The organism is Streptomyces sp. SID8352 (genome assembly GCF_009862265.1).
GTDB lineage: Bacteria > Actinomycetota > Actinomycetes > Streptomycetales > Streptomycetaceae > Streptomyces.
Genome location: NZ_WWGX01000088.1, coordinates 71,840 through 93,429, shown reverse-complemented (window position 1 = coordinate 93,429; position 21,590 = coordinate 71,840). Strand labels below are relative to the sequence as shown.

Sequence of the window (21,590 nt, the reverse complement as noted above, 5' to 3'; positions counted from 1 at the left end):
ACGCAGGAGAACCGGGACCGACCGGCGCGAGGGGCACACGGACATGGGACGAGTCACGGAACGACGCAGGGTGATCCGCATCCGGGACGGCGCGGTCTCCGCCCGCCCGGACACGCTCGTCGCGGAGGAGCCGCTGGAGATACGCCTCAACGGCAAGCCCCTGGCGATCACCATGCGCACCCCCGGCCACGACTTCGACCTCGCGGCGGGCTTCCTGGTCAGCGAGGGCGTACTCGGCGCGGCGGAGGACCTGCTGAACATCGTCTACTGCGCGGGCGCCACGGCCGACGGCTCCAACACGTACAACGTGGTGGACGTGCGGACGGCGCCCGGCGTGCCGATGCCCGACATCACCCTGGAGCGGAACGTCTACACGACCTCGTCCTGCGGCCTGTGCGGCAAGGCCAGCCTGGACGCGGTGCGGACGACGGCACGGTGGCCCGTCGCGGACACGCCCCCGCTGCGCCTCACCCCCGGGCTGCTGGCGGAGCTGCCCGGCCGGCTGCGCGCAGCGCAGCGGGTGTTCGACCGGACCGGCGGCCTGCACGCGGCGGCGCTGTTCACCGAGGACGGCGAACTGGTCGACGTCCGGGAGGACGTGGGCCGGCACAACGCCGTCGACAAGCTGGTCGGCCGGGCGCTGCGCGACGGGGGGCTGCCGCTGTCGCGGTCGGTGCTGCTGGTCTCGGGGCGGGCCTCCTTCGAGCTGGCGCAGAAGGCCGTGATGGCGGGCGTTCCGGTGCTGGCGGCCGTGTCGGCACCGTCGTCCCTGGCGGTCGACCTGGCCGTGGAGACGGGGCTGACGCTGGTGGGGTTCCTGCGCGGCGGCTCCATGAACGTGTACGCGGGCGAGGAGCGGCTCGTCCTGCCGGAACCGGCCGGGCACCCGGACTGACCCTGGCGGCGTGCCCGCCCCGGGCCCCCGGGGGGCCGTCAGGGGCCGCCCCCGTCATCTCCGGCGGGGCCCGCTCCCGGCCGACCCCGGCACCGGCGGGCGCACCGGGTCCTCGGGGGGCTCCTCCGGAGGGGCCGTCCCCCGAGGGGTGCCCGCACCGGGGTCCCGCGCGCGGCGTCCGGCGATGACGGCGCACACCATGAGCTGCATCTGGTGGAAGAGCATCAGGGGCAGCACGGCCAGCGCGGCCTCGGCTCCGAACAGAACGCTCGCCATGGGCAGTCCGGAGGCGAGGGACTTCTTGGACCCGGCGAACTGGATCGCCACCCGGTCCGCCCGCCCGAAGCCCAGCGCCGCCGCGCCGTACCAGGTCAGCAGCAGCATCACGGCCAGGAGCACCGCCTCCACCACGAGCAGGCCGCCCAGCCCTGCCGGGCCGACCCGGTGCCAGACGCCCCGCACCATGCCCTCGCTGAACGCGGTGTAGACGACCAGCAGGATCGAGCCCCGGTCGACGAACCCCAGCACCCGCCGGTGCCGGACGACGAACCCCCCGATCCAGCGGCGGAGCAGTTGGCCGGCGGCGAACGGCACCAGCAGTTGGAGCACGATCGCCAGCAGCGCGTCGGCGGAGAACGCGCCCCCGCCGCCGCCCAGCAGCAGGGCGGCCAGCAGCGGGGTGAGGACGATGCCCGCCAGGGAGGAGAAGGAGCCCGCGCAGATCGCGGCGGGCACGTTGCCGCGCGCCAGGGAGGTGAAGGCGATGGACGACTGGACGGTCGACGGGACGAGGGTGAGGAAGAGCAGCCCCTGCTGGAGCGGCTCGGTCAGCAGGATCGGGACGAGACCCCGGGTGGCGAGGCCGAGCAGCGGGAAGACGGCGAAGGTGCAGGCCAGCACGGTGAGGTGGAGCCGCCAGTGGCGCAGCCCGTCCAGCGCCTCGCGGGTGGAGAGCCGGGCGCCGTAGAGGAGGAAGAGGAGGGCGATGGCCCCCGTGGTGGCACCGGAGGCGGCCTCGGCGCCCGCGCCGCGTACGGGGAGCAGCGCGGCCAGCCCCACCGTGCCGAGGAGCATCAGGACGAAGGGGTCGACCGGCGGTCGGGCCGGTCGGCTCAGGCGTTTCACGGTGCTCCCGTCACTCGTCGTCTCGCTGTCGCTCGCCCCGGAACGCCGGGCGCACCGGCCCTCCGGGGGCATCCGGCCGCCGTCGGGACCGCCCGGACCGCTCCGCCCCGTCCGGCCCCGCTTCGTCCCGTCCGGACCGTCGGGACCCTTCGACCGTCCGGTTGGGCCCCGGCCCCAATCCGCCCGGTGCGCCCGGTGCGGGGCGGGCGTACCCGCCTGGCCCGCCCCCGGAGTCCCCGGGCCGGCCGATCAGGTCCGTCCCGCCGCCCGACCGTCGGACCGCGGTCCGCGGACCACCGGCCGCCGGCCACACCCGGGCCGACCGACCGGCCTGCCGTCCGGCGCCCCCGGGCTCCCCGGGCTCCCCGGGCTCCCGCCCCATCCTGCCCGTCCCGCCCGTGATCGGGAATCCCGCACATCGCTCTCACTGTCATCGTGCTTCCCGATGACCGGCGCCCGACCGGCTACCGTGGGCCCCGTGTACGACCCCTCCCACCTGCGCACCTTCCTCTCGGTGGCGCAGACCCTGAACTTCACCCGGGCCGCCCGGCGGCTCGGGCTGCGGCAGTCCACCGTGAGCCAGCACGTGCGGCGGCTGGAGGAGGCCGCCGGGCGGCAGCTCTTCACCCGGGACACCCACTCGGTGGAGCTGACCGAGGACGGCGAGGCGATGCTGGGCTTCGCCCACCGCATCCTGGAGGCCCACGAGCGGGCCGCGGCCTTCTTCACCGGCACCCGGGTCCGCGGACGGCTGCGCTTCGGGGCGTCCGAGGACTTCGTGCTGACCCGGCTGCCGGAGGTGCTGGAGGGCTTCCGCCACGACCATCCCGAGGTCGACCTGGAGCTGACGGTGGAGCTGTCGGGCACGCTGTACGAGCGGCTGGCGGCCGGGCGGCTCGACCTGGTGCTGGCCAAGCGCCGCCCCGGGGACCCCGGGGGCGAGTTCGTCCGGCAGGACCGGCTGGTGTGGATCGGCGCCGAGCGGCTGCGGCTGGACCCGGACCGCCCGGTGCCGCTCATCGTCTACCCGCCGCCGGGCATCACCCGGGACCGGGCGATGGAGGCGCTGCGCCGCCAGGGCCGCGAGTGGCGGGTCGTGTGCACCAGCGGCAGCCTGAACGGGCTGATCGCGGCGGCCCGCGCGGGCCTCGGGGTGATGGCCCACTCCCGGGGGCTGATCCCGCCGGGCCTGGTACGGGTCCCGGACCGGGCCGGGCTGCCCGACCTGGGCCGGGTCGACTTCGTCCTGGTGCACGGCCGGCACCGGCCGGCCGCCCGGGACGCCGCCGACGCCCTCGCCGCGGCCGTGCTGGCGGGCGGCGACCGGCTGCACCGGCCGCAGCGGCCGGAACCCGGCCACTTTCCCGGCTGACCCGCCGGAACCCGGACGCGGTGCCCCCGGGACGCTTACGACGGCGCCGCCGAGGAACCCTACGGAGGTGAGAGAAGCCCGGTCAGGAATGCATCCCGGCCCGTGATCGTTGAGCAGGGGCGTACGAACGACCACAACCCTAAGGATCGAGAGCTCGTGAGCAGCAAGGTCCCCCCGATCATCCTGAACAACGGCGTCGAGATGCCCCAGCTTGGCTTCGGTGTCTGGCAGGTGCCGGACGACGAGGCCGAGACCGCCGTCGCGACGGCGCTGGAGGCCGGGTACCGCGGCATCGACACAGCGGCGATCTACGGCAACGAAGAGGGCACCGGCAAGGCCGTCGCCGCCTCCGGCATCCCCCGCGAGGAGCTCTTCGTCACCACCAAGCTCTGGAACAGCGAGCAGGGGTACGACGCCACGCTGCGCGCCTTCGACACCTCGCTGGCCAAGCTCGGCCTGGAGTACGTGGACCTGTACCTGATCCACTGGCCGCTGCCGTCGAAGAATCTCTATGTCGACACGTACCGGGCGTTCGAGAAGCTGTACGCGGACCAGCGCGTCAAGGCCATCGGCGTCTCCAACTTCCTCCCGGAGCACCTGGAGCGGCTGATCGGGGAGACGTCGGTGATCCCGGCCGTCAACCAGATCGAGCTGCACCCGCACCTCCAGCAGCACGCCGCCCGCGAGGTCCACGCGGAGCAGGGCATCGCGACCGAGGCGTGGTCCCCGCTGGGCTCGGGCAAGGGCATCCTGGAGATCCCGGCGATCGTGGCCATCGCCCAGAAGCACGGCCGCACCCCGGCCCAGGTCGTCCTGCGCTGGCATCTCCAGCTCGGCAACGTGGTGATCCCGAAGTCGGTGACCCCGTCGCGGATCAAGGAGAACATCGACGTGTTCGACTTCTCCCTGGACACCGAGGACCTCGCGGCGATCAGCGCCCTCAACGAGGACCGGCGGCTGGGCCCGGACCCGGCCACGTTCGAGGTGGCCTGAGCAGCCCCGCCGCCCCGTACGAGGGCCCGGTCCATGACGGACCGGGCCCTCGCCCCGTCCGGGCCCCGCCGCCCGACCCCCTGCCGCCCGGCGGGCGGCCCGGAAAGGGCGAGCGGGGTCCCTCAGGGCCCGGCCACGGGGCGGACCGCCGTGTACACGGTGCGGGCCAGGAGGACGGAGACGTCCGGGCGCCGGTGCACGCCCGCCTCGTCGTCGGGGTCGAGCAGCCGGTCCAGCGCGGCGCGGTCCCCGGCGTCCAGGACGTCGGCGGCCCGCTCGCGCTGCCGGGAGAGCACCTCGGCGACGTAGGCGCGGGCCGTGTCCGACAGCGGGGCGGGCAGGTCGAGCAGGAAGCTGCGGGTGCCGGTGTGCCGCAGGCCGGCCGCGGTCAGCAGGGCGGGCCAGTCCTCGGCCACCGCGACCGAGCCGGGCAGGCCCGCGCGCATCCGGGCGAACTCGTCCTCCTCCAGGGCGTGCAGCCGGGCCTGGAGACCGGGGCGGCCGAAGCCCAGGTCGCGGGGGAGGAAGCGGGCGGGCAGTCCGCCCTCCAGAACGGCCAGGGTGCCGCCGGGCGCCAGGCGCGCGGCGAAGGCCGCCAGCCCGGCCCGCTGGTCCCCGAGGTGGTGCAGGCTCTGGCTCGCCCACATCAGGCCGGCCGGGGCGCCGACCCCGTCGAGGGCGTCCGGCAGTTCACCGGTCACGGTGGCGAAGCGGTCGGCGGCGCCGAGCCGGGCGGCACGGGCGCGGGCCCGCTCCAGCAGGGGCGCGGCCCCGTCGACGGCGACGATCCGGGCGGCGGGGAAGGTCTCGGCGAACAGGCCGGAGACGACGCCGGGGCCGCTGCCGACGTCGACGACCAGCCCCGGGTCGGGCACCTCCGCCGCCAGCCACTCCAGGGCCCGCCGGTACATCGGGGCGTACAGCTCCGCCTGGGCCTCCAGGACCGGGGCCATCTCGGCCCAGTCGAGGTCGGTGTGGTCGTGGTGCCCGCCGTGACCGGCGCGCCCGCCACCGCCGTGCCCGCCGCCACCGCCGTGGCCGGCGCCGTACCCTTGGCCACCACCGTGCCGGTCGCCCTCGGCGTGCCCGTCGCCCGCGCCGTGCGTTCCGCCACCGCCCCGGTGCTCGGCGCCGTCCCGGCGGTCGTCCGTGCCGTGGGTCCCGGCGGGGTCGTGGCCCGAGTGCGGGTGCTCGTGCGGATCTCCGGGGCGCGGTGCGTCCCCGTGCTGGTGAAGGTGGTCGTGCGCCATGCTGGTCAGCCTCCCGTTCGCGAGGCCGCCAGGGTGCGACGACGCACCGGCGGGAGGCAAGCAGTGTTGCCGGGACGGCAAATCGGGCCGCGCCCGGGGCCGGCCCACGCCATCCCCGGCGGGGCGCCCCGGGGCCCGGCCGGAAGGAAGCCGGGCCACCGGCCGGTGCTCGCGCGGTGGCGGACCGGGGCGGGGCGCCACCGCGACGGGCGGCGTTCCGGGTGCGCTCCTACGGGATCCGGCCCGTGAAGATCGCGGCCTCGGAGTCGTAGTCCGGGGTGATCTCGATCTGCACCAGCTTCTCGCCCTTGGGGAGTTCGCAGCCCCAGGGCACGTTGAGCGACCGTCCGGCGAGCAGCTTGGTCTCGGGTCCGCCGTTCAGTCCGGCAGCGGTGTCGAAGACCGCCTCGGCACTGCTGCCGTCCTCGCCGTAGGAGCAGTTGACGGTGAGCATCGGCGCGTCGAAGGGCTTGTCGCCCTTGTTCTCCAGCCTCACGGTGAACCGGATGTACGGGGTGTTCTCGGGCACGGCGGAGTCGGTGGAGACCGCCCGCTCGAGGCCGGTGAGACCCACCTCGATGTCGCTGTCGTAGACGACGGTGTCGTCGAGGGCGTGCACCCCGTCGGCGGTCGCGGTGTCCTCGGTCCCCTCCGGACCGTCGTCCGCGGTGTCCGCCCCGGACTCCCCGGCGCCCTCGTCACCGCCGTCCGCCGCGTCGGGTCCGACGGTCTCGGTGACGGTGACCGTGGGGGCCGGTTCCGCCCTGCCGTCGCCGGTGACGCCGAGGGTCACGACGACCGCGACGACGGCTGCGACGACCGCGGCGGCGCCCGCGACGAGGGCGGTCGTGACGGCGGGCCGCCTGCCCGGCGGGGGCGGCGGAGGAGGCATCGGCGGCCCGTAGGGCGGCATCGGCGGCGGACTGCTGTACTGGCTCAAGGTTCCCCCCGGAACACGATGGTGACGGATCCCATCATCCCCCCGGATTCCCGCGAGATCGGGCCATGTGACCGAATCGTGCCGAACACCCGGCCGACACGGACCCGGAGGGAACTCGGACGGCCCCGGACGGATGCGTCGGCCGCGCGGGCCACGCAGGCCACGCAGGCGCGGGCCACGCGGGCCGCGACCCAGGGGCGAGCACGCACAGCCCGCGCCGGAGGCCGCGCGGGCCGCGGCGCTCGGGCGGGCACGCGCGGGCCCGGACGCGGAACCCGGCCGCCGGGGCGGGCCCCGGCGCCCCCGGCCGTCGCCGTCCCGGCGGGCCCGGACGGCGTACCGGCGCTCTCCGGCCCCCGGCGGCCCCCGGCCCCGAGCACCGCCGTGAACACGACCGGCACCGTCTCGGACTCCCCCAAGGACCCGGACCACCGGGTGGAGGCCCGTGCTCACCGTGAGGGCGCTCACCGGGACCGGGCCGGAGGTGGTGCCCACGATCAGCGCTTCAGCGACCTGGTCACCGGGCGCCTCCCGCCGGGGCGTCCGTCGCCGTCCGGGTTCCGGAGCCACCGTCCATCGCGCTCCCCCACCGTTCGCCCCGTCCCGGACGCCCGTGCCGCCGGGGCGGACCGGCCGTACCGGCGACTCCCCCGCCCGTACCGCGGCACGGACCGGAGCACCGCTCCGGGTGCCCCGATGCCGAGAGCCCCGGGGGGCCGCGCGGGCGCCGGCGCCCCACCGCTTCGCGTACGCCCGGAGGGTGGGGACCGGGTCCCGGCGCGGGCGTTCCTGGTCGGGGAGGCCCCAGGCGCAGGGCGGGGCCGGGGCTTCGCCCGTGGCCGGCCACGGGGGTCAGTGCGCCCCGTGGCTCCCGGCCAGGTCCTCCACCCTGCGGGCGAGTTCGATGTCCTTGCCGGTGAGGGCGCCCCCGGCGCTGTGGGTGCTCACCACGAGGGAGACCGAGCGGTAGCCGAGGGTGAGGTCGGAGTGGTGGTTCAACTCCTCCTGCACCTGGGCGATGTGGACGGTCATCGCCGCCGCCGCGAAGTGCGAGCCGAGGTCGTAGGAGCGGATGAGGCGGCCGGTGTCGTCGACGGACCAGCCGGGCAGGCGCGCCAGCCGTTCCCGGGTCTCCTGCGGGGACAGCGGTTCGGCGGACATGGGCCGCGCTCCCTTCCTGGGCGGATGTGCCCTCAGCGTGGCACAGGGGGACCGCGCGGGCCCGGTACGGCGGGCCACCCGGGCGGCACCGGCACCGGCGCCACGTCCACTACGGTCGTGGGCATGACGCCTCCAGGCACCGCCGTCCCCACCGTGACCGTCCAGGGCGTGGGCCCGCTGCTGCGCGACTGGCGTGAACGACGGCGGGTCAGCCAGCTCGAACTGGCCCTGCGCGCCGGCTCCTCCGCCCGTCACATCAGCTTCGTCGAGACGGGCCGGTCCCGGCCGAGCGAGGAGATGGTGCTGCGGCTGGCGGAGCACCTGGACGTGCCGGTGCGGGAGCGCAACGCCCTGCTGCTCGCGGCGGGCTACGCCCCGCGCTACCCGCAGACCCCGCTGGACGACCCCGCGCTGGACACCCTGCGCGAGGGCACCCGGCGGCTGCTGCGGGCCTACGAGCCGTACCCGGCGCTGGTGGTCGACGCGGCCTACGGGGTGCTGGCCGCCAACCGGGGGGGTCGCGCTGCTGACCGAGGGCCTGCCGGAGCACGTGCTGGCGCCGCCGCTGAACGCCATGCGGCTGACGCTGCACCCGGAGGGCCTGGCGCCGCGCATCCGCAATCTGGCCGAGTGGCGCGGGCACCTGCTGGCCCAGATGGAGCGGCAGATCGCCCTGCGCCGGTCGGCGGCGCTGCGGGCGCTGTACGAGGAGGTGGCCGCCTACCCGGTGCCCGCGGGCGCGGGGGCGGGGGACCCGGCCGGGCCGGTGCCGTACTTCGCGCTGCCGTTGCGGATCGAGCACGGGGGGCGGACACTGTCGTTCGTCTCGTCCATCGCCACCTTCAACACCCCGATGGACGTGACGGTGGCCGAACTGGCCATCGAGACACTGCTCCCGGCCGACGCGGCCACGGCGGAGTACCTGTCCGCGGCGATCTCCTGAGTTCCGCCCCCTGTGGCGCCCGCGGGGGACCATGACAGACTGCGGGCAGGCCGGGGCACGTTGGGGAGGGCGGCATGAGCGAGCGGCGGCCCGCGCCCACCGTGGGACAGGTGGTGCTGGGCAGACGGCTGCAGGAGCTGCGGGAGGCGGCTGGCCTCAGGCGCGAGGAGGCCGCCAAGGTCCTGCGGGTGGCACCGGCGACCGTGCGGCGCATGGAGACCGCCGAGGTCTCGCTGCGCATCCCCTACGTGCAGATCCTGCTCACCGCGTACGGCGTCGGCGAGCAGGAGGTCAAGGCGTTCGTGGCGCTGGCCGAGGAGGCCAACCTGCCGGGCTGGTGGCAGCGGTACCACGACGTGCTGCCGGACTGGTTCAGCCTGTACGTCAGCCTGGAGGGCGCCGCCCGGATGATGCGGTCCTACGAACCGCACTTCGTGCCGGGCCTGCTGCAGACCGAGGGGTACGCGCGGGCCGTGCTGGAGTCCGGCACCATCGGCAACGCCGGGAAGGAGGCGGTCGAGCGGCACGTGGCCCTGCGCATGGAGCGGCAGCGGCTGCTGGACCGCGCGGACGCGCCCCACCTGTGGGTGGTGATGGACGAGACGGTGCTGCGCCGACCGGTCAGCAACGACGGCGGGGTGATGCGCGAGCAGATCGACAGGCTGCTGGAGTTCACCGGCCGGGAGCGGGTGACGCTCCAGATCGCGGAGTTCGCGGACGGCCCGCACCCCGGCACGTACGCGCCGTTCACGCTGTTCCGGTTCGCGGAGCCGGAGCTGCCGGACATGGTGTTCACCGAGTATCTGACGGGCGCGCTCTACCTGGACTCGCGCTCGGAGATCTCCGCGCACCTGGAGGTCCTGGACCACATGACCGCGCGCGCCGCCTCCACCCGGCGCACCGGGACGATTCTGCGCGAGTACCGCGACCGCTACTGACCGCGCCCGGCCGCACCTCTCGTCCCCCCGTTGGATGCGCCGGGCAGTCGCGCCCCGCCCCGGGGTGGGGCGAGGCGTCCCGGGGCGGGGGCGTGCGGACGGTGGTGCGGTCCGCGCGCCGAGCGTGGGAGCACACTTCGTCGGAGAAGGGCGGGAGGCCGTGCCCGCTGCCATTGGGGCCCTCGACAGCCGCAGGCCGATATGAGTCCTTCGTCGGTGTGCTGCCAGCCGTTCCGTTGGTACTCGCGCGGAGACATCCCGTGGGCGCGGGTGAACACTCGCGTGAGGGCGGAGGCGTCCGTGTAGCCGAGTCTCCGCGCGGCTTGGCCGACCGTCATCCGTTCTTCGAGGTACTGGCGGGCGAGGGTCATGCGGAGCTGGGCTCGCCACTGCACATAGGTCTGACCGGTGGCCTCGATGAAGTCGCGACCGAGCGTCCTGGCGTCCACGCCGAGTTCCGCGCCCCACCGCACGAGCGTGCGCCGACTCGCGGGTTCGCGTCGGGTCTCCTCGATGATCCGGCCGACGGCAGGGGTGACTGCTCCGCCGGCGGCCGCGGGGAGACCGGGCGCGGAGAAGAGTTCGAGAAAGCGCCGCGTGATGTCGTTGGGGTCGTGTCCCTCGGGGCGGATGAAGCTGTAGTTGGCAACGACCGTGTGCAGGAGAAGGCCCTCGGCCTGCGGGGGGAGGCTCCGGATGAGGACGTCCGTCGGCAGGGCTGCCGAAGACCCCGGACGGGAGCCGAGCGGCAGCAGGAGCGCACCGCGCGGGAGGGTGATGCTGTTGGGCACTCCCGCCGGGAGCCAGGCGGCATCGCCTCGCCGTAGCCGGTGCTTCCGGCCCCCGATGACGAGCTGTGCAGTCCCGCGGTAGGCCCAGACGAGCACATGGAAGTCGTTGATCCGGTTCCAGGTCCGCGACGCCGGTATCGACGGCGGCTTCGCGATCGCCTCTCCGTCCGCCGCTCGGTGCGTGTGGACGTCGATCCGTGCTTCGAGAGGGCTCGGGAACCGCCGGGTCCCGGTCGGTCCGTCGCGATGCCGTTCCTTGTACTCGCTGGGTGTGACTCCGGCGTGCGCGTGGAATGCCTTCGTGAATCCCGCGGGGGTCGAGAACCCGACCTGTCTGCCGGTCCAGCCGATGCCGTGGCCGAGGTCGAGGTAGCTCGCCGCGGCGGCGACCCGTGCGGCGGTGCGCCACCGCGCGAAGGGCAGTCCCGTCTCGTTGCGGAACCGGTCCTGCAGCGTTCGGACGCTGATGCCGGCCGACTGCGCCAGTTCGCCGATCCCCGCGCCGTGGCTCGGTTCCTGAAGCAGCGTCCGCGCGACGGTGAGGGCTTCGGGCGATGTGGGCAGCGGTGGGGCAGGCAGCGGTCTGCCGACGTCATGCGCCGGGTCTGCCGGGTGCGCGTTGGCGACGAGGTCGAGCAAGCCGTTGTCGTCCGCGGCACCGCGCAGGTAGCCGAGGCTGCGGACGAACTGGTACATGAGCCAGTCCGACCAGCCGCCCGGGAAGTCGACGGGGAGAGGGCGGTCGATCACGGTCGACCGGGAACGCGCGGCCGGGAAGATCGGAACCGCGAGGGAATCGGCCTCGACGTCGACCTCGTAGGGGAGGCCGGCGGGCATCCAGATGCCCTGGCCCGCCGTGAGGCGATGCCGCGCCGTCGCCGTCCGCACATGCCCGGCGCCTGTGTGCATCCAGAGAAGGGACGGCTCGCGCGCGTTTCCGGGTGAGGCCGCCCGGGCGGCCGGAACCCCCGGGGTCGGCCGGATCAGGGGCTGATGGCACGCATCCACGTCATTCACATTCCGCCAGTCCATGGATCATGCATATGAGGATAACAAGCGACCGAATAGTAAGGCTAGCCTTACCCAGGTGGTCGCCGTGGCGCTCCGACGCCCTGCTCACCAGGCCATGTCCCGCTGTTCGAGGAGTTCTTCCGTGTCTGTCCCCGCGCGACCGCTGACCGTGTTCCCCGTGGCCCTGCGGGAACTGGTCGTCGCCCGGATCGTCGACGTCACGGCAGGAATGCGGCGCGTGACCTTGACCGGTGGCCAGTTGGGCGCGTTCACCTCTGAGGACGGGACCGAGTGGCCGGCGTTCACCTCGCCGGGTTTCGACGACGACATCCGGCTGCTGTTCCCGTATCCGGGTGAGAGCGAGCCCGTCCTCCCCCTCATCGAGGACGGACGTGTGACGTTCGCGGAGGGACGCCGGCCGATCGCCCGGGCCTACACGGTGCGCCGCTACGACCCGCACGGACGTGAACTGGATGTCGACATCGTTCTCCACGGTGACGGGATCGCGTCGAACTGGGCTCGTGCGGTGACCCCTGGGGATCGGATGCACATCGCCGGTCCCGCCAGGACGCAAGGGCTCCCGGTGGGCGCGGACCGGCGGCTGATCGCGGGCGACGACACCGCGATTCCCGCGATCGCACGTCTGCTGGAAGAGCTTCCCGACGGTACTCGCGGACGCGTGCTCATCGACGTCGAGCACGCGTCGCACACACAGGAACTGCGCGGCCCTGCCGGGGTCGACCTCATCTGGCTCCCCCGGCATCCGTCCGCTCCGGCGCACCCCGGTGGGCTGCTGGAGGCCGTCCGCCGGATGGCCTGGGCGGAAGGGGAATGGTTCGCGTGGCTGGCCGGTGAGCAGTCGGCGGTTCAGGAGATCCGCCGGCATCTCGTCCGCGATCGTCACATGACCAAGTCCGCCATCGACTTCACGGGCTACTGGAAACGCGAGCCCGCGGACGGCGTCGGCTCCCGGGCACTCTGACCGGCTCCGACATCTGACACCGGCGACGGCCACCTGCCCCGCCGCACGCTCGGCGGCTCCTCGCCGGACGTCCGGGCCGGGCAGCCCTGTTCGCCCCCTGCACCCGAAATCCACGAGAACGGCACTCATGAACCTCACACGACGCCGCGGCGTCACCGGCTTGATCGGCACAGCACTGGCCGCTGCTCTCGCACTGACGGGATGCTCGTCCACGGCATCACCCCAGAGAACGTCCACGTCCGGCGACGGGGCGGGCCTGCTGCCGGCCGCCGAGGGGCGCACCTCCTACCCGCTGACCTTGGAATCGCCCTTCGGCAGGACCGTGCTGAAGAAGCGTCCCGAACGGATCGCGGCCGTCGTGCCGAACGCGATCGACACGGAACTGCTTCTTTCGCTCGGTGTGAAGCCCGTGCTCAGCTCCAGTCTCGTCAGCGAGGGCGGGTACCTCGACGAGCACGGCGCGGACGACATCGAGACATACGAGTTCGCGATGGGTGAAGAGGTGCCGGTGGAAGCGATCGCCGCGAGCCACCCGGACCTCATTGTCGCCGTCGGGTGGACGGACGGCCTCGGCGGAGTGAAGCTCGCCGACCACTACGACCGGCTGGCGACCATCGCCCCGGTCGTGACCAGCCCGGACGTCTCGTCGCAGTTGCTCCTCCCGTGGCAGGACTCGATCCGTGTGCTCGGAGAGGCGCTGGACCTGGCCGACGCCGCGAAGGGTGTCGTCGACGACAACGAGAGGTACTTCGCGGCGGTGCGCGGGAAGCACCCGGAGTTCGAGGGACTCACGGCGACATGGGCGATCTACTACGGTGCGGCCAACGGGCTCCAGTACCTGTCGCGGCCCGATTCCGCGCCGGAGACGTTCCTGGGCGAGCTCGGCTTCGCGAAGAACCCGAACGCGCGGGAGTTCAAGCGGGATGCCACGGTGAGCGACGAACTGCTCTCGAAGACCGACGCCGACGTGCTGCTCCTCGGTCGGAGCGCTGCCGCGAGCGAGACGGAGATGCGGGAGCTGACCGGTCGCAGCCTGTTCAAGAACCTCGGCGCCGTGTCCTCCGGACGCTTCGTGCAGCTTCCTCCGAAGACCGATGACGGCGGGGACCTGCTGTGGGCGATCACCAGCGGCGGGCCGATCGGCAACAAGTGGGCGGCCGAACACCTCGTTCCGCTCGTCGCCGACGCCCTCTGACCCCCCACGTGTGCGGGGCGTGAGCACGGCCGCGCCCCGCACACGCCCGACCGAGGAGAACCATGACCACGGACGCGTCGCGGCCTCGCCCGCCGGAGGAGAGACGCACGGAGCAGGTCCCGCGAGCACGGCGGACGCTCGGACTGGTGGTGCTGACGTTCGTGCTCGCCTGCGTGCTGGCGCTGAGCGTGAGCTTCGGAGCGAATCCGGTCCCGCTCCGGGACGTATGGCAGAACGTGTTCCATCCCGACGGGTCCGAGGCGGCCTCGATCGTGTGGACGCTGCGGGTGCCTCGCACCTTCGTCGGCATCCTCTCGGGCGTCGCTTTCGGGGTTGCGGGAGCACTGGTCCAGGCGATCACCCGGAACCCGCTCGCCGACCCGGGAATCCTGGGCGTGAACGCGGGGGCGGGGTTCGCGATCACGATCGGAGTGGGCCTGTTCGGGGTGTCGGGCATCACCGGGTACGTGTGGTTCTCCTTCCTCGGCGCGGTCGTCGCGACGGCCCTCGTGTACGCCATCGGCTCCTGCGGGCGGGGTTCCGCCTCACCGGTCACACTCGTGCTCGCCGGTGTGGCCCTGGCCGCGGTGCTCACGGCGTTCTCGACGCTCCTGATGCTCATGGACGAAGAGACCTTCCGGGCCTTCAAGAACTGGGGTCTCGGATCGATCGCCCGCACCTCGATCCCCGACGCGCTCTCCGTGCTTCCGTTCATCGCCGTCGGGCTGGTGATCGCGTTCTGCCTGGGCGGAGCGTTGAACGCCGTCGCTCTGGGCGACGACCGGGCCGCATCGCTCGGTGCGAGCGTCATCCGCACGCGCGTCGCCGGGATCGCCGCAGTCACGCTGCTCGCGGGTGGGGCCACGGCGCTCACCGGAGGAATCGCGTTCGTCGGGATGATGGTCCCGCACGTCGTGCGCTGGTTCACCGGACCGGATCAGCGGTGGATCATCGCCTGCACCGCCCTGGCCTCGCCGATCCTCGTCCTCGGCGCCGATGTGATCGGCCGTCTCGTCGCCCGTCCCGGGGAGATCGAAGCAGGCGTGCTGACGGCCGTGATCGGCGCCCCCGTACTCATCGCACTCGTGCGCCGCAGGAAGGCGGCCGGACTGTGAACCGCTCCGCATCCCGGCCGAAACCGATCGATTTCGGCTACCGGCATGTCACCGTCCGCATCGGCGACCTTGTCGCGACGCGCTTCAGCCTCCGAATGCTTGTGGTCAACGCGGTCCTCGCGGCGGTCGCCATCGGCGTCGCGGTGCTGTCCCTCGGCTTCGGCGACTATCCGCTCAGCCCCCTCCAGGTCGTGCGGGCGCTCGCGGGGCAGGGCGACGACTTCCACCGGCTGATCGTGATCGAATGGCGTCTGCCGATGGCGATCGGCGCCGTCCTGTTCGGCGCGCTGCTGGGCGTCGGCGGGGCGGTCTTCCAGTCCCTGACCCGCAACCCCCTCGGGTCACCGGACGTGATCGGCTTCGATGCCGGCTCCTATACGGGCGTCGTCATCACGGTCCTGCTCCTCGGCTCCCACCGCCACTGGTCGGTGGCCGCGGCGGCGATCGCGGGAGGTCTCCTCACCGCGGGCCCGGTCTACCTGCTCGCGTACCGGCGAGGCGTGCAGGGGTTCCGGCTGATCATCGTCGGCATCGCCGTCTCGGCCATGCTCGGATCGGTCAACTCCTACCTCATCACCCGCGCCGACATCAACGACGCCATGAGCATCGGCTTCTGGGGAGCGGGCTCACTGAGCCGCGTGGGATGGGCCGCGCTCGTCCCCTCCCTGATCGGCGGGGCGCTCGTCCTGGGCTGCGTCACCGTCTTCGCCCCGGTGCTGCGGCAGTTGGAGCTGGGCGACGACGCAGCCCTCGCACAAGGGGTCAGCGCCGCCCGCGCCCGCCCGGTGCTCCTGATCACGGGCGTCGCCACGACCGCACTGGTCACCGCCGCGGCCGGACCGATCGGATTCGTCGCGCTCTCCGCGCCGCAGCTCGCACGCCGCCTGACCCGCACGCCGGGGGTGACGGTCGCCTCATCCGCCTTCATGGGGGCCGCCCTCCTCGCCCTCGCCCACGCGTCGTCGCTGGCGATCGCGCAGGCGTACCGCTCCGTGCCCGTCGGCCTGATCACCGTTTGCCTGGGCGGCCTCTACCTGATCCGGCTGCTGATCCGCGAAACGAGACGGAACACATGACCCATTCCGACACCGAGGCGCCCGTGCACGCGTCGAACCGTTCTCGGCTCCGCGCCGAGAACGCGACGATCGGGTACGACGAACGCCCCGTCAACACCCGGCTGTCCGTCGCGATCCCCGACGGATCGTTCACTGTCGTCGTCGGCCCGAACGCGTGCGGGAAGTCCACGCTGCTGCGCGGACTCTCGCGGCTCCTGCGGCCCGCGAACGGGCGGATCGTTCTCGACGGCCGGGACATCCACGCCTACAAGGCCAAAGAGGTCGCGCGGCGGCTCGGGCTCCTCCCGCAGTCCTCACTCGCCCCCGACGGCATCCGCGTCGCCGACCTCGTCGCCCGCGGACGCCACCCGTACCAGAGGCTCATCCGTCAATGGACCGTCGCGGACGAGCGGATCGTCGCGGACGCGATGGCCGCGACCGGCATCGCGGATCTGTCCGCGCGCCCGGTCGACGAACTCTCGGGCGGGCAACGCCAACGGGTCTGGGTGGCGATGGCGCTCGCCCAGCAGACGGACATCCTCCTCCTCGACGAGCCGACGACCTTCCTCGACCTGACCCATCAGATCGAACTGCTCGAACTCTTCACCGACCTGCACGTGGCCGGCCGGACCCTCGTCGCGGTGCTCCACGACCTCAACCAGGCGGCGCGGTACGCGACGCACATGATCGCCATGAAGGACGGCGCCGTCGTCGCCGAGGGCCCGCCCGCCCAGGTCGTCACCGCGGACCTGGTCGAGGACGTCTTCGGGCTGCGGTGCCTCGTCGTCGCCGATCCCGTCGCCGGCACACCCCAGGTCGTTCCGATCGGGCGCGACCGCACTCCCCGGCAGGAGAACGTCGATGACACCTGAACACGCATCCCACTCGCCGTCGGTCGGCCGTTCGCCACTCGCGCGAGCACTGCTCCCCAGCCTCCCGCTGCTCGGCGTCGCCTCGTTCACCGCGGCAGTGGCCGGGCTCTGCGGTCTCGGCGCGCTCTGGTCCACGACGCGGCTCCTCACGGACCCGACGCCCGCGTATGCCGTGTGGGCCTGTGCGGCATGGATCACCAGCGGCCTGCTCTCGGCCGTTTCCTCGTGGACGGCTCACCGCGGCGAAGCACGTTTCGCGGAACGTGTGCGGCGCGAAGTGGCGGGACACCTGGCCCGGATGCCGATGAGTGCTCTGGCCGGGCGAGGCGGTGACGCGTTGCGCCGCCTCGTCTCCGACGACATCGCGGCGCTGCACCACGCGGTCGCGCACCTGCCGGCCGAGAGCACGACGCTCGCGGTCGTGCCCGTGGCAAGTGTGCTCGTCCTCCTCGCCGTCGCGGGGCCCAGCGCGCTGCTCGCCCTCGTCCCGGGGTTGCTCGCCGCCTGCTACTACCTGCTCGTCGTTCCACGGACCTCCGCACGTCACGGAGCCGAGAGCGCCCGGGTGATGAGCGACGTCGTCACCGCGGTCGACGACTACGCCCGCGGAATCCTCGTCTGCCGCGCCTACGGGGCCCAGACCGGGGCCGCGGCCCGCTACGCGGCGGCAACCCGCCGCTTCACCACGGGAATGGTCCGTTGGGTGGGACGGGTCGCGACGCTCGCCGCCGTCGCGGGAGCATTGCTCCAAGCGGCCGCGACCTACGCGATCGCCTACGCCGTCGGCCACGCACAGGATGCCGGAACGCTCGCCGCGATGCTGCTGTTCGGTCTGGCCGTCGTCACCCCGGCGCTGCGTCTCGGCCACGGGCTCGACTACGTCCGCGCGGGCCGCGCCGCTGCGGACCGCATCGCCGAGGTGTTCCAGGAGCCCCTCGTCACGCTCTCCTCGCATCGGGCCGGCCAGGGGGAGAACGCCACGGGAATGGCCCTGGCCGGCCTCACGGTCGGGAGCGCGGAACGCGTCCTCGTCCACGAGGTGACGCATGCGTTCAAGCCGTCGACGATCACCGTCGTCACCGGACCGAGCGGAAGCGGCAAGACGACGCTCCTCCGTGTCATCGCCGGACTCGAATCAGCCACGGCGGGGGACATCGTCTTCCCGCCGGCTCCGGCCGCGCGGTCACGTGCCCACGCGTCATCCGGACCGGTTCTCCTCGTCCCGCAAGGCGGCGACGTGCTGCCCGGAGCGGTGCGCGACACCCTCCGCCTCTCCGCCCCGGACCACGACGACCGGGACCTGGCCGAGGGACTGCGGCGGGCCCAGCTCGGCATTCCGCCCGAGACGGAGACGACGAACCTCTCCGGTGGAGAGAGACAGCGCGTCGGACTGGCGCGGGTCTTCCTCACCGACGCGCCCGTGATCCTCCTGGACGAACCGACCAGCGCACTCGACGAGCACACGGCCGCCCGGTTCATGGCGGAACTGCGTCTTCTCGCCGACTCGGGAAGGACGCTGATCATCGTCACCCACGACCTTCAGCTCGCCGCGACCGCGGATGCACAGCTCACGCTCGCCGACGGGCGCCTCACGACGACCGGAGCCATACGATGACCACGCCCGCGCCCCAGGCGCTTCCTTCCACGGCGAAGCGCCGACTGCTCCTGATCTCCTTCGGATGGGTGCTCGTCGCCGTCGCAGAAGCGGCCGCGTACACGGCACTCGCACGGGCGATCGCGAACGGACGGCCGCCCGGACCGGTGCTCGGCGCAGCGGGCGCAGCCGTCGCGATCACCGTGCTGGTCTCACGCGGCGGATATCTCACCGGGGCTCGGCTCGCGGGCGACCTCTACGACGCCCTCGGTACCGCCTTCGCGCGAGCCAAGCTGTCCTGGTTCACAGAGGCCAACCGCGCACTGATCGGGACCGTCGCCGGACGTGCGATCCCGACGCTGATGAGCGTGCCCGCCCATCAGTTGCAGACGTTCGTCCTCGCGCCACTGCTCCCCTTGCTGCTGCTCGTCGGCGTCGGGATCGTCGGCGGGCCGTCCGCGATGCTGTTCGTGGGTGTGCTCCTGGCGGTCGCGTTCCTCGCGCAGAGCGCCGCCCAGCGGGCCCTGGCCCGCGCGGACGCCGGCCGCGGCGACGCCGAGCAGGCTGCCGCCGCGGCGTCACTGGAGTTCGTCGATCATCTCGAACTGCTGCGGACGGCCGCGGGCCCCGACCGAGCCGTCGCGCGCCTCACGGCGACCTGGCAGGCCCAGGAGGCCGCACTCGCCCGCACGACCAACGCCTCCGCGCCGGCGACCCTCGTCTCCGGCCTCGCCGGCGCCCTTCCGCTCGCCGGCATCGTCGTGCTCCTCGCGGTCACGGGAATCGACGATCCCGCAGCGGCGCTCGCACTCGTGATCCTGACCGGACGGGCCGCGGCGCCGCTGGACGCACTCGCGCTCACCGGCCTCACAGTGAACGACCTGCGCACCACGGTCCGGCAGTACCGCACCGTGGCCGCCCCGCCCGCTCTCCCGGAACCATCGCGGAGCGCCCCGCGGAACGGCCACGAACTGGAACTCGCGAACATCTCGTACCCGCCCGTGCTCCACGGCCTCTCTGCCGTCGTTCCCGAAGGAGCACGGGTGCTCATCACCGGTCCGACAGGAAGCGGCAAGAGCACCCTGCTCAACATGCTCATGCGCTTCGACGACCCCGAAGAGGGGCACGTGACACTGGGCGGAGCCGCCCTGACGGACCTGCGCCACGAAGACCTCGCCGCGCACATCGCTTATGTGCCTCAGGAACCGGTCGTGTTCGACGGCACCCTCGCGGAGAACATCCGGCTCGGCAACCCCGCGGCCACCGACGACGACGTCCTCGAAGCCGCCCGGAAGGCACATCTCGACACCGTCGTCGCCCGGTCCGCGCACGGCATCCACCAGGATGTCGGACACCACGGAAGCGCGCTCTCCGGTGGGGAACGCCAACGCGTCGCCCTTGCCCGTGCCCTCCTGAAGAACGCGCCGATCCTCATCCTCGACGAGGCGACAGCGGCGCTCGACGCGGTGACAGAACAACGCGTCGTGCACACGCTGCGGCAACTGCCCGGCACGATCATCGCGGTCACCCATCGCCGTACCGAAATCTGGGACGCCACGGACGTCATCACCCTTCCCGGGCGTACACCCCGTTCATGACGCGCCGAAGACCGGGGCCGAGGGGGTCAGGAACAGGTGGGACGGGGCCCGCGCCCCGGGCGGACCACCGCACCGCCGCACTCCCGTCGGCTCGGCCCCGCGGTCGGGTGAGGTGGGCGTCGATGCCCCGCAGCGCCTCTTCTGTTCCACCCCTGCGGTGGAGCCAGTGGCCCACGACGTCCATCGTGTACGGGGTCGCCTCGGGGAAGGAGCGCGCCACGCGGCGCGCACCCGGCACGGGTGTCGCCAGATCACGGGTGGGTTGACCACGAGCACGGGCGGGAGGCCGCCCCTCCCCCGGGCGCCCTTCGGACGCGTACCTTATTGCACACTGGTTGCAATTGCTTCTCATGTGCGAAAGAGGTTGCCGTGGGCTCTCCCGTGGTGCTGGGTATCGAGTCGTCCTGCGACGGGACCGGGGCGGGGGTCGTGTCCGGCGGCCGGCTGCCACTGCCGGCACACGTGGTGGCCCCCCTGGAGCACGGGCCGCTGCCCGACCCGCGCACGGTGCTGGTCGTGTCCGGCGGACACACCTCGCTGCTCCTCGTACGCGACCTCGTGCGGGTTCCGATCCCGCACCTGGGCGACACGGTCGACGACGCCGGTGAGTGCCTCGACAAGGTCACCCGCGTCTTCGGACCGCCCTGCCCTCGCGGGCCGGTCATCGCCCGCGCACCCCGCGGGGGCAGCCTCCGCGCCCTTGCCTTACCTCGACCGCTCCCGGGCTCGGAGGAACACCCCTACGGCTTCTCCTCCCCCGGCCCGAAAACGGCCGCCGCCCGCCGGGCCGAGCAGCACCGCCGGAACGAAGAGGAACTCCCCGTGTCCGACGGCGCCGCATCGCTCCGAGGAGCCGTCGCGGACGCGCTGACCCGCAAGGTGCCGTCCGCCCGCCGGCAGTACGAGGTCCGCACGCCGGTCGCGGTCGGCGGTGTGGCGGCGAACTCCCGTGTACGGGTCCTGGCAGACAAGCGGTGCGCGGCCGCCGGCGTCGAGCTGCGGGTGCCGCCGATGACGTTGTGCACCGACGGCGGGGCGATGGTCGCCGCCGTCGGTGACCTTCCTGTCCGTTCCGGCTCCGCCCCGGCGCAGCCGGACCTGTCGGCCGGCCCGTCCGCGCCTCTGGGGTACGCGGCCCTGCGTCCCGCCGCGCGCCCGGCGATGGCTGCCGCATGAGGACGCCCGCGGTCCGCCGGGTACCCGGCGCTGAGCTGCTCCGGCGCGGGGTCGAGGTGGCGGACCTGTACGCGGAGGTGTTCACCGCTTCCGCTTGGCGTGGAGACAGTTCCGCGGCGAGCTTCATCGCGCGCTTGTCGGGTGACGTGGCGCGCCCCGGCTTCTTTGCCGCCCTCGCCTTCGACGAGGGCGAGGTCGTCGGATTCGCGACCGGCTGGACCACACCCACACCCTTCCCGGTCGACCGCTGCCACCCGGAGGCCGCCGCCGCTCTCGGCCCGGAGCGGACTCGGGCCTGGTTGAGCGGTGCTCGGGAGATCGACGAAATGGCCGTCGCCGCTCCCGCCCGGTGGCGGGGCTGCGGTTCCGCGCTGCTGAAGGCCGTCACCGCCGACGCCCCGGACGGGAGGTGCTGGCTGATGACCCCCGTCCATGCCGTCGGAGCCGTGGCCTTCTACCGCCGCCTCGGCTGGAGCCAGGCCACCCACCCCGCCCCCGAAGGAGCCGGGCACGCCGTGTTCCTCGGTCCACGACACCCGGCCCGCGCAGCCGTTCACCTTCCCCTCTGACCGATCCGGAGCAGC

General features: G+C 73.3%; 18 protein-coding genes and 1 pseudogene. 14 read left to right on the top strand and 5 right to left on the bottom strand.

What is annotated here, in order from left to right; genetic code table 11:
* The first annotated feature begins 43 nt into the window (after nucleotides 1-43).
* A complete protein-coding gene (gene fdhD, locus GTY84_RS26295) occupies nucleotides 44-895 on the top strand; it encodes a formate dehydrogenase accessory sulfurtransferase FdhD (protein ID WP_161228875.1) in 852 nt (283 codons plus the stop codon).
* 54 nt (nucleotides 896-949) lie between these two features.
* On the opposite strand, the gene GTY84_RS26290 is transcribed toward fdhD, so the two are convergent.
* The gene (locus GTY84_RS26290) at nucleotides 950-2,020 is read right to left on the bottom strand and encodes a bile acid:sodium symporter family protein (protein ID WP_161228874.1); all 1,071 of its coding nucleotides are present in this window, start codon (nucleotides 2,018-2,020) and stop codon (nucleotides 950-952) included.
* A 478-nt stretch (nucleotides 2,021-2,498) separates the two neighbouring features.
* Between GTY84_RS26290 and GTY84_RS26285 the strand changes: the two genes are divergently transcribed.
* Both GTY84_RS26285 and GTY84_RS26280 read left to right on the top strand, forming a co-directional pair.
* Complete coding sequence (locus GTY84_RS26285) at nucleotides 2,499-3,392, top strand: LysR substrate-binding domain-containing protein (RefSeq protein ID WP_161228873.1); 894 nt, start codon at nucleotides 2,499-2,501, stop codon at nucleotides 3,390-3,392.
* Nucleotides 3,393-3,548: 156 nt separating this feature from the next.
* The gene (locus GTY84_RS26280) at nucleotides 3,549-4,385 is read left to right on the top strand and encodes an aldo/keto reductase (protein WP_161228872.1); all 837 of its coding nucleotides are present in this window, start codon (nucleotides 3,549-3,551) and stop codon (nucleotides 4,383-4,385) included.
* Between the two features lie 122 nt (nucleotides 4,386-4,507).
* Here the strand turns inward: GTY84_RS26280 and GTY84_RS26275 are convergent, their stop codons facing one another.
* The 3 genes from GTY84_RS26275 to GTY84_RS26265 form a co-directional block, all read right to left on the bottom strand.
* Complete coding sequence (locus tag GTY84_RS26275) at nucleotides 4,508-5,635, bottom strand: class I SAM-dependent methyltransferase (RefSeq protein WP_161228871.1); 1,128 nt, start codon at nucleotides 5,633-5,635, stop codon at nucleotides 4,508-4,510.
* A gap of 229 nt (nucleotides 5,636-5,864) precedes the next feature.
* Nucleotides 5,865-6,575, bottom strand: coding sequence for a hypothetical protein (locus GTY84_RS26270; protein ID WP_161228870.1), 711 nt, complete (start codon nucleotides 6,573-6,575; stop codon nucleotides 5,865-5,867).
* An 852-nt stretch (nucleotides 6,576-7,427) separates the two neighbouring features.
* Nucleotides 7,428-7,736 (bottom strand): 4a-hydroxytetrahydrobiopterin dehydratase, encoded by a 309-nt coding sequence (locus GTY84_RS26265; protein ID WP_161228869.1) that lies wholly within the window; start codon nucleotides 7,734-7,736, stop codon nucleotides 7,428-7,430.
* Nucleotides 7,737-7,859: 123 nt separating this feature from the next.
* On the opposite strand from GTY84_RS26265, the pseudogene GTY84_RS26260 reads away from it, so the two are divergent.
* Nucleotides 7,860-8,679 (top strand): annotated as a pseudogene (locus GTY84_RS26260) (helix-turn-helix transcriptional regulator).
* 74 nt (nucleotides 8,680-8,753) lie between these two features.
* Nucleotides 8,754-9,617, top strand: coding sequence for a helix-turn-helix transcriptional regulator (locus GTY84_RS26255; RefSeq protein ID WP_161228868.1), 864 nt, complete (start codon nucleotides 8,754-8,756; stop codon nucleotides 9,615-9,617).
* Here the strand turns inward: GTY84_RS26255 and GTY84_RS26250 are convergent.
* Nucleotides 9,611-11,317: a helix-turn-helix domain-containing protein gene (locus GTY84_RS26250; RefSeq protein ID WP_161228867.1), complete on the bottom strand. Its 1,707-nt coding sequence runs from the start codon at nucleotides 11,315-11,317 to the stop codon at nucleotides 9,611-9,613. The genes GTY84_RS26255 and GTY84_RS26250 overlap by 7 nt on opposite strands.
* A gap of 280 nt (nucleotides 11,318-11,597) precedes the next feature.
* Here GTY84_RS26250 and GTY84_RS26245 point away from each other — a divergent pair, with 280 nt between their 5' ends.
* The 9 genes from GTY84_RS26245 (at nucleotide 11,598) to GTY84_RS26205 (ending at nucleotide 21,575) form a co-directional block, all read left to right on the top strand.
* Nucleotides 11,598-12,401, top strand: coding sequence for a siderophore-interacting protein (locus GTY84_RS26245; protein ID WP_345943532.1), 804 nt, complete (start codon nucleotides 11,598-11,600; stop codon nucleotides 12,399-12,401).
* A gap of 127 nt (nucleotides 12,402-12,528) precedes the next feature.
* On the top strand, nucleotides 12,529-13,596 hold the full coding sequence (locus tag GTY84_RS26240) for an ABC transporter substrate-binding protein (RefSeq protein ID WP_161228865.1): 1,068 nt from the start codon (nucleotides 12,529-12,531) through the stop codon (nucleotides 13,594-13,596).
* A gap of 146 nt (nucleotides 13,597-13,742) precedes the next feature.
* A complete protein-coding gene (locus tag GTY84_RS34210) occupies nucleotides 13,743-14,711 on the top strand; it encodes an iron chelate uptake ABC transporter family permease subunit (RefSeq protein ID WP_345943531.1) in 969 nt (322 codons plus the stop codon).
* The gene (locus GTY84_RS26230; RefSeq protein ID WP_161228863.1) at nucleotides 14,708-15,787 is read left to right on the top strand and encodes an iron chelate uptake ABC transporter family permease subunit; all 1,080 of its coding nucleotides are present in this window, start codon (nucleotides 14,708-14,710) and stop codon (nucleotides 15,785-15,787) included. The genes GTY84_RS34210 and GTY84_RS26230 overlap by 4 nt, the downstream gene beginning before the upstream one ends.
* Nucleotides 15,784-16,638 (top strand): ABC transporter ATP-binding protein, encoded by an 855-nt coding sequence (locus GTY84_RS26225; protein ID WP_161228862.1) that lies wholly within the window; start codon nucleotides 15,784-15,786, stop codon nucleotides 16,636-16,638. Before GTY84_RS26230 ends, GTY84_RS26225 begins: the two co-directional genes overlap by 4 nt.
* Nucleotides 16,628-18,253, top strand: coding sequence for an ABC transporter ATP-binding protein (locus tag GTY84_RS26220; protein WP_161228861.1), 1,626 nt, complete (start codon nucleotides 16,628-16,630; stop codon nucleotides 18,251-18,253). The genes GTY84_RS26225 and GTY84_RS26220 overlap by 11 nt, the downstream gene beginning before the upstream one ends.
* On the top strand, nucleotides 18,250-19,830 hold the full coding sequence (locus GTY84_RS26215) for an ABC transporter ATP-binding protein (protein WP_161228860.1): 1,581 nt from the start codon (nucleotides 18,250-18,252) through the stop codon (nucleotides 19,828-19,830). The genes GTY84_RS26220 and GTY84_RS26215 overlap by 4 nt, the downstream gene beginning before the upstream one ends.
* 381 nt (nucleotides 19,831-20,211) lie before the next feature.
* A complete protein-coding gene (locus GTY84_RS26210) occupies nucleotides 20,212-21,006 on the top strand; it encodes a tRNA (adenosine(37)-N6)-threonylcarbamoyltransferase complex transferase subunit TsaD (protein ID WP_161228884.1) in 795 nt (264 codons plus the stop codon).
* Entirely contained in the window at nucleotides 21,003-21,575 is a 573-nt protein-coding gene (locus tag GTY84_RS26205; protein ID WP_161228859.1) for a GNAT family N-acetyltransferase, read from the top strand. The genes GTY84_RS26210 and GTY84_RS26205 overlap by 4 nt, the downstream gene beginning before the upstream one ends.
* Nucleotides 21,576-21,590 lie beyond the last annotated feature (15 nt).